The organism is Chelatococcus sp. GCM10030263 (assembly GCF_042666455.1).
Classification (GTDB): domain Bacteria; phylum Pseudomonadota; class Alphaproteobacteria; order Rhizobiales; family Beijerinckiaceae; genus Chelatococcus.
The window spans coordinates 190,619-204,598 of sequence record NZ_JBHTDB010000003.1; the positions used below are offsets into that span (position 1 = coordinate 190,619).

At 64.9% G+C, this 13,980-nt stretch carries 11 protein-coding genes; 4 read left to right on the forward strand and 7 right to left on the reverse strand.

Features of this window, described 5'->3' with window-relative positions; translation table 11 throughout:
• Positions 1–7: 7 nt before the first annotated feature.
• Both ACFQU1_RS05565 and ACFQU1_RS05570 read right to left on the reverse strand, forming a co-directional pair.
• Positions 8–1,036 carry a glycosyltransferase family 4 protein gene (locus ACFQU1_RS05565; protein ID WP_378130155.1) on the reverse strand — a complete coding sequence of 343 codons (1,029 nt, stop codon included), beginning with the start codon at positions 1,034–1,036 and terminating at the stop codon, positions 8–10.
• Positions 1,036–1,821: a UDP-2,3-diacylglucosamine diphosphatase gene (locus ACFQU1_RS05570; RefSeq protein ID WP_378130157.1), complete on the reverse strand. Its 786-nt coding sequence runs from the start codon at positions 1,819–1,821 to the stop codon at positions 1,036–1,038. The genes ACFQU1_RS05565 and ACFQU1_RS05570 overlap by 1 nt, the downstream gene beginning before the upstream one ends.
• 385 nt (positions 1,822–2,206) lie before the next feature.
• On the opposite strand from ACFQU1_RS05570, the gene ACFQU1_RS05575 reads away from it, so the two are divergent.
• From ACFQU1_RS05575 to ACFQU1_RS05590, 4 genes are all read left to right on the forward strand, one after another.
• On the forward strand, positions 2,207–3,142 hold the full coding sequence (locus tag ACFQU1_RS05575) for a DMT family transporter (protein WP_378130159.1): 936 nt from the start codon (positions 2,207–2,209) through the stop codon (positions 3,140–3,142).
• 149 nt (positions 3,143–3,291) lie between these two features.
• Entirely contained in the window at positions 3,292–3,963 is a 672-nt protein-coding gene (gene thiE, locus ACFQU1_RS05580) for a thiamine phosphate synthase (protein ID WP_378130161.1), read from the forward strand.
• Complete coding sequence (thiD, locus tag ACFQU1_RS05585; RefSeq protein WP_378130163.1) at positions 3,960–4,763, forward strand: bifunctional hydroxymethylpyrimidine kinase/phosphomethylpyrimidine kinase; 804 nt, start codon at positions 3,960–3,962, stop codon at positions 4,761–4,763. Before thiE ends, thiD begins: the two co-directional genes overlap by 4 nt.
• A 100-nt stretch (positions 4,764–4,863) precedes the next feature.
• Positions 4,864–5,481 carry a helix-turn-helix domain-containing protein gene (locus ACFQU1_RS05590; RefSeq protein ID WP_378130165.1) on the forward strand — a complete coding sequence of 206 codons (618 nt, stop codon included), beginning with the start codon at positions 4,864–4,866 and terminating at the stop codon, positions 5,479–5,481.
• 15 nt (positions 5,482–5,496) lie between these two features.
• Here the strand turns inward: ACFQU1_RS05590 and ACFQU1_RS05595 are convergent, their stop codons facing one another.
• From ACFQU1_RS05595 to ACFQU1_RS05615, 5 genes are all read right to left on the reverse strand, one after another.
• Positions 5,497–6,447 (reverse strand): c-type cytochrome, encoded by a 951-nt coding sequence (locus ACFQU1_RS05595; protein WP_378130167.1) that lies wholly within the window; start codon positions 6,445–6,447, stop codon positions 5,497–5,499.
• Between the two features lie 37 nt (positions 6,448–6,484).
• Positions 6,485–6,925, reverse strand: coding sequence for a c-type cytochrome (locus ACFQU1_RS05600; RefSeq protein WP_378130169.1), 441 nt, complete (start codon positions 6,923–6,925; stop codon positions 6,485–6,487).
• Between the two features lie 99 nt (positions 6,926–7,024).
• Positions 7,025–9,340, reverse strand: a complete 2,316-nt coding sequence (locus ACFQU1_RS05605; RefSeq protein ID WP_378130171.1) for a xanthine dehydrogenase family protein molybdopterin-binding subunit — start codon at positions 9,338–9,340, stop codon at positions 7,025–7,027.
• A gap of 31 nt (positions 9,341–9,371) precedes the next feature.
• Entirely contained in the window at positions 9,372–12,551 is a 3,180-nt protein-coding gene (locus tag ACFQU1_RS05610) for an efflux RND transporter permease subunit (RefSeq protein ID WP_378130173.1), read from the reverse strand.
• A 103-nt stretch (positions 12,552–12,654) separates the two neighbouring features.
• The gene (locus tag ACFQU1_RS05615; protein ID WP_378130175.1) at positions 12,655–13,791 is read right to left on the reverse strand and encodes an efflux RND transporter periplasmic adaptor subunit; all 1,137 of its coding nucleotides are present in this window, start codon (positions 13,789–13,791) and stop codon (positions 12,655–12,657) included.
• Between the last annotated feature and the right edge of the window lie 189 nt (positions 13,792–13,980).

Here is a 13,980-nt window from a genome sequence, read left to right on the forward strand (position 1 = left end):
AAGGCTCTCAGGAGGCGATCGCGAACTCGGCGCCGGCGCGGTGCGCGCGCCGGACATTGTCCAGGAACTGCCGGGCACTCGCCTCCCAGGTGAAGGAGAGGCCGAAGGCGCGGCATTGTTCCCTCGGGATATCGAGCGCCGCAAGCGCCGCGCGGCCCAGATCCTCGTCGAGCACGCCGCAGCCGGATGTGCCGATCACGTCCATCGGGCCGGCGACCGGCAAGGCCGCGATCGGCAGGCCGCTCGCGAGCGCCTCCAGAAGCACGATGCCGAATGTGTCGGTGGCGCTCGGGAAGACGAAGACATCCGCCGCCGCATAGACCTCCGCGAGCGCCTCGCCCGTCAGGCTGCCGAGAAAGCGCGCGGCCGGAAAGGCGGCCTCGAGCCCCGCCCGGGCGGGACCATCGCCGACCACCACCTTGGTGCCTGGCAGGTGGAGCGCCAGAAAGCGGTCGATGCTCTTGTCGACCGCCACACGGCCGACATAGAGAAAGACGGGCCCCGGGAAGGCGGCCGCCCCTCGCGGACGCGGCCGGAAGAGGCTGGGGTCCACACCTCTCGACCAGCGCATCAAGCCGCGAAAGCCCTTCTCGGCGAGTTCCCGTTCGAGCGTCGCCGTGCTCACCATGATGCCGGCTCCAGCATTGTGAAACCGCCGCAGCGCGGCATAGCTCCAGCCGATCGGCACCGGAAGGCGGGCGGCCAGATATTCAGGAAAACGGGTGTGATAGCTCGTCGTGAAGGAGATGCCGTCGGCCAGGCACACCCGGCGCACGGCGAACCCGACTGGGCCCTCCGTGGCGATATGCACGAAATCGGGCGCTACGGCTGCAATCTTGCGTCTGACGGCTGCGCTCGAGGCAAGCGCCAGGCGGATTTCCGGATAGCTCGGCATCGGCAGCGTGCGGAACATGTCCGGCGTGACGAAGACGATCTCGGCTCCGAGCGCCGGCGCCTCCCGCGCCACATTTTCCAACGAGCGCACGACGCCGTTGATCTGCGGATGCCAGGCGTCGGTCGCGACGAGAACACGCATCAAGCGGCTGCCTCTCTGGGGACGGGAAGAGGAACAACCGCATCCGGCGCGAGCGAGCGCCCCCAGCGCACGATCTCGAAACGTCCGTCGTAGTGTTCGACGAGTGCGGTGCAGGATTCGACCCAGTCGCCCGTATTGATGTAGCGCACGCCGTAGTCGTCGTGCATCACGGCGTGGTGGATATGGCCGCAGATGACGCCTTTCACGTCGTGACGCTTGGCTTCCGCCGAAAGCAGCTCCTCGAACCGACCGATATAATTGACGGCGTTCTTGACTTTTAGCTTGGCCCAGGATGACAGCGACCAATAGGTCAGGCCGAGACGGCGGCGGATGACATTGAGATAGGTGTTCACGAAGAGCGCCACGCCATAGGCGCGATCTCCGAGGAAGGCGAGCCAGCGGGCGTGGCGGACGACCAGATCGAACTGATCGCCATGGGTGACGAGATAGCGGCGCCCGTCCACTCCCTCGTGCACCGCAAAATCCATGATGTTGATGCCGCCGAAATTCGACCCCACGTAATCGCGCAGGAACTCGTCATGATTTCCGGGGATGTAAATAAGGTGAGAGCCTTTGCGCACCTTGCGCAATAACTTCTGCACGACGTCATTGTGGGTCTGCGGCCAGTACCACTTCGACTTCAGCCGCCACCCGTCGATCATGTCGCCGACCAGATAGATGGTATCCGCATCATGATAGCGCAGGAAATCCAGCAGGAGATCCGCCTGGCATCCCTTGGTGCCGAGATGCACATCCGAAATGAAGATAGATCTCGTCCGCGTCATATCGTTCTGCAAGGCCGTCGCCTTCCGTCTGCCGGTTGGCCGGTGCGACGATCCGAAACCGCCGCCATCACGCACCAGAAACCGGATTCGGATTGCAGTTTCATGACGAGAGCAGGCGCGTGCCTTCGGGCAGCCGAGCTCGCAAGGCAGCCGTGCCGAGGGCGTGATCTGGGCGGAAGCACGGCAGAACTTTGGCTTTTTACGCCGCGTAAACCACAAGTATTCTTTGCGAGCCGATTCAGAGATCTGAAATTTGCTTAAAAGTAACTACAGATCAGCATGACCTTCGCGCGTAATGCATGGCTGGCCTGCTCCATTCGAGCTTGGCCTCCTCGCGCTTCCGTGATTATTGACTGGGCAACTGCTCAGAACTGGTCCTCCTCCCGTGAACCCCCTCCGCGGCATCGTGCTCAAGGTCATATCGGCGTTGTCATTCACGCTGATGTCGGCCGGAATCAAATTCGTCGGTCAGAACTTTCCAACCGGCGAGATCGTCTTCTTCCGCTCGCTCTTCGCCCTTCTGCCGCTGCTTTTGTGGCTGGGGCTGCGCGGCGAGGTCGGCGAGGCGGTGCGCACGACCAATGTCATGGGCCACGTCAAGCGCAGCCTCATCGGCGGCTGCAGCATGTTCTTCGGCTTTGCGGCGCTGGCCAAGCTGCCGCTGTCGGATGCCATCGCCATCGGCTACGTCTCGCCGCTGCTCGCCGTCCTGCTTGCTGCCGTCCTCCTGAAGGAGACGGTGCAGATCTACCGCTGGCTCGCCATCTGCATGGGCTTCACCGGCGTGCTGGTCATGCTCACGCCGCATCTCGCATCGAGCGTGCTGATGACCGGCGTCAGCTCGGCCTCCGTGACGATCGGTATCCTCTTCGCGCTGGGCGGCGCCCTGTGCGGCGCAACTTCCACGATCGAGGTGCGCAAGCTTATCAATACCGAAAAGACTGGCTCGATCTGCTTCTATTTCGCGGTGCTGATGGCGGTGCTCGGGCTTGCCTCCATCGTGCTCGGTAACTGGGTGATGCCGTCGGTGGGCGAAATGGCCATCCTCGTCGGCATCGGCGTGGCGGGCGGCATCGGCCAGATCCTCTTGACCATGAGCTACCGCCACGCGGACACATCGATTATCGCGCCCTTCGAATATACGACCATGATCTGGGCCTGCCTCATCGGCTGGTTCCTCTTTGCCGAATTGCCCGTGCCGGCGGTGCTCTTCGGCTCGGCGATCATCATCGCATCGGGCGTGTTCCTGATGTGGCGCCAGCACCACCACAGCGACGCGGCGCGCGCCGCGCGCAAGGCCGGACCAACGCCCACGCTCTGATCGCCTCCCATACCTTGCCGAAATGGGCGCGGGCCCATGCCCGTCGCCCATGCCCGTCGCCCTTGCCAGCCGCCCTCCTGCCCATTACGTCCGGGCAAGCCCGACGTGAGCGCGAAGCGCCACCAGCGGGAGGCCGACAGGGGCAGGTGATGCCGAGCGTTGATCTCAGACTTTACGCGATCCTCGACCCGACGCGTGCCAAAGGCCGCGCCCTGCCCGAGCTTGCGCTGGCCGCCATCACCGGCGGCGCGACCCTTGTGCAGTATCGCGACAAGGAGGGCGACACCCGCCAGCTTGTCGAGACGGCGCGCGCCATCCGCGCCAAGATTGCCGGCCGCGGTGTGCCACTCCTCATCAATGATCGTATCGACGTCGCGCTCGCCGCCGAAGCGGAGGGCGTTCATGTCGGCCAGTCCGACATGCCGGCAGCCGATGCGCGCCGCCTTCTGGGGCCGCAGGCCATCATCGGCCTCACCCTGAAGACTGAGGACGACGCCCGTCAGATGGCCCAGGCGCCGGTCGACTACGGCTGCATCGGGGGTGTCTTCGCCACGCTCAGCAAGCTCAATCCCGAGCCGCCGCTCGGACCGGATGGCTTCGCGCGGGTTGCGGCCGCGGCGCGACAGGTGGCGCCCGGCAAGCCGATCGGCGCCATTGCCGGCATCGACGCGACGAATGCCGCCTCGGTCATCCGCGCCGGGGCGGACGGCATCGCAGTGATCTCCGCGCTTTTCATGGAGGAGGACGTCACCGCTGCAACCGCCCGTTTGCGCGCCATCGTCGACGAGGCACGTGCAGCACGACGCGGAGAACTGGCATGACGGCTATCGCGGTGACGATCGCGGGCTCGGACTCCGGCGGCGGCGCCGGCATCCAGGCCGACCTCAAGACCTTCTCGGCCCTCGGCGTTTATGGCGCGAGCGTCATCACCGCGCTCACCGCACAGAATACGCTGGGCGTGCAGGCGATCCACGACGTGCCGCCGGACTTCGTCGCGGCGCAGATGGATTCCGTCTTTACCGATCTCGCGGTCGGCGCGGTCAAGATCGGCATGCTCTCCCAAGCCGCCGTCATCGCGACCGTCGCCGAGGGGCTCGATCGCCACGGTCTCAAGGAGGTGGTGCTCGACCCGGTGATGGTGGCAACCAGCGGCGATCGCCTGCTCGCCCCCGACGCTGTCGAGGCGCTGCGCCGCGACCTCATTCCGCGCGCCCGCATCGTCACGCCCAACCTGCCGGAGGCAGCCGCGCTGACAGAGACGCCGGTCGCCACGAGCGAGGCGGAGGTAAAGGCCCAGGCGGAGGCGATCCGGGCGCTCGGCGCCGAGGCCGTGCTCGTGAAAGGCGGCCATGGCGAGGGGCCGGAGAGCGTCGATCTGCTCCTCACCGCCGAAGGCTTTCATGCCCTGCGTGCGCTGCGGCTGCCGGGGCGCAACACCCACGGCACGGGCTGCACCCTATCGTCGGCCATCGCTGCCGGCCTCGCCAAGGGCCATCAGCTCTTGCAAGCCGTGCAGGACGCCAAGATCTATGTGACGGAGGCGATCGCAGCCGCGGACGCGCTGTCGATCGGCAGCGGACACGGCCCGGTGCATCATTTTCACCGATGGTGGCGGGATTGAACGGCCTGTTGCGCTCTTGATCGACAGGCCGCGCCCGGTCACAGTGGCGTCCGTCATAGCAAACGATCGTCCGCTTTCCGAAACGAGGGAACCCGTCTTCATGGCCGTTGAGGGCAAGGACCGCACGCGAGAAATGGAGACTGGCGCGCAGCTCCTGTCCGGCCAGCTGGGCAAGACCGTCCAGCGGCTGCGCAAGGCCTATAACCTCTCGCTGTCGGAGCTCGCCGAGCAATCCGGCGTCGCCAAATCGATCATCAGCCAGATCGAGCGCAACGAGACCAACCCCACCCTCGCCACCATTTGGCGGCTGAGCCAGGCGCTCGACGTGTCGATCGAACGTGTGCTGGCCTCGGGCGACGACGAGCCTTTCATCGAGAAGTCGTCGCGCGCCGACACTCCGATCCTCGTCTCCGACGACGGGCGCATGCGGCTTGCCATCATCGGCTGGATCAAGACCGTCGAATGGCTGCAGTGGTACGACGTTCAAGCCGAGCCGGGTGCCGTGCTCGAATCCGACCCGCATCAGCGCGGCTCGATCGAATGCCTGTCGGTGCTCGAAGGCGAATTCGCGGTCGAGGTGGCCGGCGTCGTGCAACAGGCGCGCGCCGGCGAGAGCCTGCGCTACCGCTGCGACCGGGCACATACGGTGCGCTGCACAGGCGACGGGCCCGCCCGTGCCGTGATGGTCTGCATCCTCAAAGCCGCCGTGATGGACTGAGGGCGGCGGCCGTATCTATCCGCCCGACTGCCCGGCCGGCGCAGACTGCGCGGGCGGCCGTGTCGCCGGTTTCGGTGCGAGCGACAGAATATAGTCGGCGATCGCCTCGCGGTCGGCCTGCGAGAGCTTGGAGGTGTTCTCGACCACCGAGGCCATATTGCTGCCGACCGAATCGAACTCCGGCGTGAAGCCGGTGGTGAGCAGTTCCACCAGATCGGCCTTCGTCCATTTGCCGATGCCGGTTTCCGGATCGGGCGTGATGTTTGGCACGAAGCCGCGGCCATCGGGATTGGGCCCGCCGGTGAAGCGCCTGTCGGGGATGATGCCGCCGAAGGCATCGCGCGGGCTATGGCATTCGGCGCAATGGGCGGGGCCCTCGACCAAATAGGCGCCGCGGTTCCAGGCCGCGCTCTTGCTCGGATCGGGTTGAAAGACCGCCCCGTCGAGATAGCGCAGCTTCCACAAGCCGAGGCCGCGCCGGATGTTATAGGGGAAGCTCAGCGCGTGCTCGCGCACCCGGCCCTGCACGGCCGGCAATGTCTTCATGAAGGCGAAGAGATCGCGCAGATCCGTCGCCGTCATGCGCTGGAAGGACGTATAGGGAAAGGACGGATAAAGGTGCTGTCCGTCCGGAGCGACGCCCGCATGCATCGCCCGCGCGAATTGCTCGACCGTCCAGCCGCCGATGCCGTCGCGGACATCCGGCGACACGTTCGGAACATAGAAGGTGCCGAAGGCAGAGGTCAGCGCGAGACCGCCGCCGAGCCGCGTCTTGTCCGGCTGGCCGGGCGTCGCATGACAGGAGGTGCAGTCGCCGGCGAAGAACATCGCACGGCCGTTGTCGAGATTGGGCGCCCCCGCCGGAATGGGACCGATATCGCTCTGCCAGCGAGGGCTCGTCAGAATCCAGAACGCAGCTGCGCCGACGACCACGAGAAGCACGAGGCCGCCCAGGAGACGCTTCATGGGTCTACTCCGGCACGTCTCTCCAGTCGGGACGCCGTCAGTTCTTCTTGATGCGGAAGGTCTCGTGGCAGGAGCTGCAGTTGCGACCGACTGCGGCAAAGGCGACCTTGAAAGTCTCCAGGTCCTTGGTGTCGGCAAGGCCCTTGCGGGCGTCGGCGCCGAACTTGGCGACAGCCGCCTCGAAACCGGCCTTGTCTTCCCAGATCTTAGGCGCTGCCGTCGTCTCGTGGCCCGTCTTCGACGTCTCCGGGAACAGCGCGCCGAACTTGTCCGCCGTATTGACGTAGGTCTGCAGGACCTCCTGCGCCTGGGCGAGCTCGAAGGGCGCCTGGCCGCGCACCATGGCCGTAGCCGTCTTGGCTGCCCGGCCATTCGCCTTCATCAGATCCTGGCGCATGGTAATGGGATCCTCGCTCTGGGCGAGAACGACACTGGCGCCGAGGCACAGGCCGGCTGCAACAAGGACGAAGCGAATCATGAGGTTTCCTCGCAGAATGGCGTCAGCTCATGCTTAGCATTGAACTAGAGCCGTTCTAATGACGAGCATGTGAACGGCTCCTTACCAAATGCGACGCTGTCAGGCCGCTTTCGCCTCTTCGGCCGCCGTGAGGGCGGCGAAGATCTTGTCGGGCGTAGCCGGCATGTCGATATGGCGAATGCCGCGCGCGCGATAGAGCGCATCCACGACGGCGTTCATCACCGCCGGGCAGGCGCCGATCGCGCCAGCCTCACCCGCACCCTTCATGCCGAGCGCATTGGTCGTCGAGGCCACGTTGCGTGTCTCGAAGACGAAGGCGGGGATGAGGTCGGCGCGCGGCAGGCCGTAGTCCATCAGCGAGGCTGTGACGAGCTGGCCCTCGGCATCGAAGAAGGTGCGCTCCAGAAGCGCCTGGCCAATGCCCTGGGCCGCCCCGCCATGCACCTGGCCGGCGAGCAGCAGTGGATTCATCGCGCGTCCGAAATCGTCCACCACCGTATAACGCTCGATGATCACGCCGCCGGTGTCCGGATCGATCTCGAGCTCGCAGATATGGCTGCCGTTCGGATAGGTCGCCTCTGGAGGCGTCCAGTCATCGGCAATGGTGACCGCCTCCCGGGTCGCTGCCGGCAAAGCCGCCACATCGGCAAGCGACAGCGATCGATCGGTACCGGCGATCCGGATCGTTCCGCCGTCGATCTCCATGTCGGCTGTCGAGGCTTCGAGCGCATCCGCGGCGAGATCTTTCAGCCTGTCGGCAAGCTGCCGGCTCGCCCCGGCAAGGGCTGCACCACCCACCGGGATGGAGCGTGAGCCGCCAGTGCCTTCGCCGGTCGCGACCAGGGCCGTGTCGCCCTGAATGACCGTCACCTTGTCGAGCGGCACGTCGAAATGCTCGGAGACGATCTGCGCATAGGCCGTCGCATGGCCTTGGCCGTTCGACTGCGTGCCGATCAGCACCTTCAGCGAACCGTCCTTCTCGAGGCTCACGGTCGCAGCCTCCGGGCCGCCACCGGAACAGGCCTCGATATAGGTGGCCAATCCGATGCCGCGCAGCTTGCCGGCACGGCGCGAGACCTTCAGCCGCTCCTTGAAGCCGGCCCAGTCCGCGACTTCCATCGCGCGGCGCATATGCCCCTCGAATTCGCCGGTGTCGTAGAGCCGCCCCGTCTGCGTGCGGTGCGGCATGTCAGAGGGCTTGATGAAGTTGATCGCGCGCAGCTTGTCCGGCTCCATGCCGATCTCGCGCGCGATATGGTCGACGAGCCGCTCGATCATATAGGCGGCTTCGGGGCGACCTGCGCCGCGATAGGCATCGACCGGCACGGTATTGGTATAGACGCCGCGCACCCGCGCAGAGACGGCGGGGATGTCGTAGCAGCCCGGCCCCATGCGCACACCCTCGGTCGGGATATAGGGTGCGAATTGCGAGAGATAGGCGCCCATGTCGGCGCGCAGGTCGATGCGCAGGCCGAGGAAGCGGCCGCGTCGGTCGAGCGCCATCTCCGCACGGGTCGCATTGGCCCGGCCGTGGGTGTCGGCCATGAAATGCTCGCCGCGCTCCGCCACCCAGCGCACCGGCCGCCCGAGGCGCTCAGCCGCAACCGCGCATAACGGATATTCGCGATACATGAAGATCTTGGTGCCGAATCCGCCGCCTACATCCGGCGTGATGACGCGGATGCGCGACGGATCGACCTTGAGAAGATTCTCCGCGAGATTGTCGCGGATGCCATGGGCACCCTGGCTGCCGAGTGTGATCGTCCAGCGGCCGCTCGCCGTATCATATTCGGCGAGGCAGGCGCGGGTCTCGAGATAATTGGCAATGAGCCGATTGTTGATGAGATCGATGCCGACGATTCGATGCGCCTTGGCGAAGGCTTTCGCCGTCTTGTCCTCGTCGCCGACCGCAACGTCGAAGGCGATATTGGTGCCGAGCTCCGGCCGCACGAGCGGCGCGCCCTCGGCGAGCGAGGCGTCGATATCAACGGCCGCCGGCAAGGGCTCCCAGTCGATCATGACCGCCTCGGCCGCCTCGCGCGCTTGCTCGACGGTCTCCGCGACGACAAAGGCGACGGCATCGCCGACGTGGCGCGCCACATCCTTGGCAAGGATCGGATAGGAGGTGCGGTGGAGCGGCGAGCCGTCGCGGTTCTTCACTCCCGACATGCATTTGAGCTCGCCGAGCTCAGCGATGTCGGCATGGGTCAGGATCGCCAGCACGCCCGGCATGGCGCGTGCCGTATCGACATCGGTGATTCGGAACCGGGCATGGGCATGCGGACTGCGAACGACGACGGCATGAGCGGTGCCGGCTGGCAGAACATCGGAGGTGTAAGTGCCCGCGCCGGTGAGGAAACGCAGATCTTCGACCCGCCGCGCGGGCTGCCCAATGCCGAACTTTCGTGCCGTCATCGCCCGAAAACTCCTGGTTTATGAAAATCCATCAAGGTGTCGGCTGGTCGGCCACCGCCCTCCGCTCCGGGCGCATCCAGAGCGTAAGCATACGCAACACCACATAAAAGACCGGTGTGAGGAAGAGGCCGAAGAACGTCACGCCGATCATACCGAAAAACACGGCCGTGCCGAGAGCCTGGCGCATCTCCGCGCCGGGCCCCTGGGCGATGACGAGCGGCAGAACGCCGAGGATGAAGGCGAAGGCCGTCATCAGAATGGGCCGCAGCCTGAGGCGGCAGGCCTCGACCACCGCGGCGACCGGGCCGTTGCCATGTTCTTCCGCCTGCCGGGCGAACTCCACGATAAGGATGGCGTTCTTCGCGGCAAGGCCCACGAGCACGACAAGACCGATCTGCGTCAGGATGTTGTTGTCCATGCCGCGGATCATCACGCCGATCATGGCCGACAGCACGCTCATCGGCACGATGAGCACGATGGCGAGCGGCAGCGCCCAGCTTTCGTATTGGGCCGCGAGCACCAGGAAGACGAAGAGCACGGCGAGCGCGAAGATGAAGGCCGCCGTATTGCCGGCCTGCTGTTCCTGGAAGGCGATATCGGTCCACTCGAAGCTGATGCCCTGCGGCAGAAGTTCGTGGGCGATACGCTCCATGGAAGAGAGTCCCACACCCGAGGAGACGTTGGGCGCCGTATCGCCCTGGATCGGCACGCTCGTATACATATTGTAGCGCTGGATCAGATTCGGCCCAGCAACGTCGCGAATCTCGATGAGCGAGCCGAGTGGCACGAGGTCACCGGTCGTATTGCGCACCTTGAAACGTTCGATCTGCTCGCGATCCATGCGGAAGCGCGCATCGGCCTGCGCCCGCACCTGATAGACGCGGCCGAAGGCGTTGAAATCATTAACATAGGCCGAGCCCAAATTGACCTGCAGCGCCTCGAAGATATTGCCGATCGGCACATTGAGCATACGCGCCTTGGTGCGATCGATGTCGAGATAGATCTGCGGCGTATTGGCGCCGAAAGTGGTGAACACGCGCACCAGGTTCGGGTCCTGATTGGCGCGGGCAATGATGTCGCCTGCCGCCGCGAGCACCTGCCTGACGCCGACGCCATTGCGGTCCTCGAGCTGCATCTTGAAGCCGCCGGCATTGCCGAGGCCCTGGACCGGTGGCGGCGGAACGGCGATGGTGAAAGCCTCCTGGATCGCCTGGAGACTGCCGATCAACTGGCCGGCGATGCCATTGGCGGTCTGGCCCTTCGGCAGTCGTTCCTCGAAGGGATCGAGCGTCGTGAAGATCACGGCCGCATTGGGCGCGATGGTGAAGGTCGAGCCATCGAGGCCGGGCAGCGCCACCACATGCGAAATGCCGGGTGTGTCCAGCGCGATCTTGGTCGCCTTCTGCACAGCAGCGTCCGTGCGTTCGAGCGAGGCACCGTCGGGCAGCTGGACGACGACGATCAGATAGCCCTGGTCCTGCGCCGGGATGAAGCCGGTCGGCACGATGCGCGTCGTATAGACGGTCGCGCCCACAAGCCCGGCATAAACCGCAAGGCCGATGAGCAGGACGAGCTTATGGGCGACGAGCCCCCGCACCGCTCGGGAGTAGCCGTGCGCCGTCTTGTCGAAGCCACGGTTGAATCCGCCGCCGAGGAACCGCCCGAAGCGCACGAGCGGATTGCGCGACCGGTGCCCGGGATCATGGGCCTTCAGGAGCAAGGCGCAGAGCGCCGGCGACAGCGTGAGTGAATTGAAGGCGGAGATGATCGTCGAAGCAGCGATCGTGACCGCGAACTGCTGATAGAACCGGCCCGAAATGCCGGGAATGAAGGCGGTTGGAATGAACACCGCCGATAGCACGAGCGCGATGGCGACGACCGCGCTGCCGACCTCGTCCATGGTGCGGTGGGCTGCATCCCGCGGTGAGAGCCCGAGCGATATGTTGCGTTCGACATTCTCCACCACGACGATCGCGTCGTCGACCACGATGCCGATGGCGAGCACCAGGCCGAAAAGAGTCAATGTATTGAGGGAGAATCCGAAGGCTGCCAGCACCGCAAAGGTGCCGATCAGCGACACGGGGATGGCGATGATCGGGATAAGCGCCGTGCGCCACGACTGCAGGAAGACGATCACCACGATCACGACGAGGATGACAGCCTCGAACAGGGTCTTGTAGACCTCGTCAACGCTCGCCTGGATGTAGCTCGTCGGGTTGTAGACGATGGTGTAGTCGATGCCCTGGGGGAAGTCGCGCTTCAACTCCTCCATCTTGGCGATCACGTCGCGCGCGGCCTGCAGCGCGTTCGTGCCCGGCCGCTGGAAGACACCGATGGCGATCGCTTCCTTGCCGTCCAGATAAGAATTCGTGCTGTAGTCCTGTGCTGCGAGTTCGACCCGAGCGACGTCTGAGAGTCGGACCAGCTGGCCGGCATCGCCGGTCTTCACGATGATATTGCGGAACTGCCCGACCTCGCTGAACCGCCCCTGCGTCTGCACGGTCAGCTGGAACGCCGGATCGGTACCGCCGAACGGCGGGGCGCCGAGGGAGCCGCCGGAGACCTGGATGTTCTGCTCCTGCAGAGCGCTGACAACGTCGCCCGCAGTAAGGCCATAGGAGGAAAGCCTGTTCGGATTGAGCCAGGCACGCAACGAATATTGCCGTGCCCCGAACACCTGGATGTCACCGACGCCCTCGAGGCGCAGCAGCGCATCGCGAACGCGGATGAGGGCATAATTGGAGAGATAAAGCAGGTCGTAGCTGTCATCTGGCGACAGGATATGCACGACCATGAGGAAGTCGGACGAGGCCTTGCGGGTCACGATGCCGAGCTGGCGCACCTCCTGCGGCAGGCGCGGCTCCGCCACCGCAACGCGGTTCTGCACAAGCACGTTGGCCTGATCGAGGTCGGTGCCGATCTTGAAGGTGATCGTCAGCGTCATCGTGCCGTCGGAGGCCGAGTAGGAGGACATGTAGAGCATGTCCTCCACACCGTTGATCTCCTGTTCGATCGGGGTTGCGACCGTGGCCGCCACCGTCTCGGCATTGGCACCCGGATAGGTCGCGCGCACGGTGATCGTCGGCGGCGCGATTTCCGGATATTGCGCCACCGGCAAGGCGATATAGGAGATGTAGCCGACGAGGACGAGGACGATCGACAGGACCGAAGCGAAGATGGGCCGGTCGACGAAGAAATGGGTGAACTTCATCGGATGTCGTCCTTCGCTCCACAAGCCGTCTGCCGACCGGACATTTCGTCGATCGTGATTGCCTCACCCCAGTCCGGGATCGAGGTCTCTTCTGTCGCCGCCACTATCTCTGCGGCGGCAGCGTCGTCATTTGCGGGGTGACTTTGGCGCCCGGGCGCACGCGCTGCAGGCCGACGACGACGACCGTCTCGTCGCCCTTCAACCCGTCGCGGATGACCCGGTAGCCGCTCGATTTCGGGCCGAGCCGCACGACCCGCGGCGACACCGTGCCGTCTTCGGCGACCACCCAGACGATGCGCCGGTCCTGGTCGGTCCCGATCGCCTCATCCGGCAGGAGAACCGCCTTGTAGAGCGGCGAGCCCGGGAACAGCACGCGTCCGAACAGGCCGGGCGTGATCTTGAATTCGGGATTCTTGACGACGACCCGCACACGCATGGTGCCGGTGGCCTGGTCCATGCGGTTGTCGACGAAGTCGAGCGTGCCGGTGAAACTCGGTTCGCGCTCGTCGCTGAGTGCGATCTTCACCTCGACCGGCTTCACCTTGCTCATGCTGTCGGCAACGAGGTTGAACACCTTGTTGTAGGCGAGGAACGACCGCTCATCGAGATCGAAATAGAAATAGATCGGATCGCGCGAGACGATCGTCGTGAGCAGCGTGTCGTTGGCATTCACCAGATTGCCGACGCTCACCAGCTTGCGGCTGATGCGGCCGGAAATCGGCGCCTTGATTTCCGTGAACTCGTAATTCAGCTGTGCCTCGCGCACGGCTGCCTGCGCCCCATCGATATCGGCCTGAGCCGTCAGGAACGTCTGCTGCCGCTGATCGAGCAACTGTTCGGAGATATTGCCGGTGCGCGACAGTGACTGCGCGCGCTCGAGATCCGTCTGCGCAAATTTCAGCTTCGCCTGGGCAGAGACGAGCGTCGCCTGTGCCTGATCGAGCGTCGCCTTATAGGGCCGCCGGTCGATGACGAAGAGTAGGTCGCCCTTGTTCACATAGGCGCCGTCCACGAAAGCCACCGTATCGAGATAGCCGCTGACGCGCGATCGCACCTCGACTGCGTCGATTGCCGCGAAACGACCGGTGAACTCGTCATAATCGACGATGTCCTTGACGACGGGCTTGGCCACCGTGACCGGCGGCGGAGGCCCTCCCGGCATTTGGGCCGAGGCAAGCGTGGGCGCTGCCACAAGGGCCGCGAGCACGGCAAGACAGCGGGCGAATGTCCTGGTTTGCATAACCTTACTCACGTCGGCTTCGGTGGCGCGGCGTCTCGTGACGAGCACCTTACCGCAATTGCGCCTTATAGGTGCCCAGCCAAAGTCCGATTACAAGTGCGCTAACGCACATAGACCGGCTTTGGCATTGCAGTGCACAATGCCATTCCCGGTCCCCCGACCATCTGTCAAGTGCGCGCTCTGTTGCAA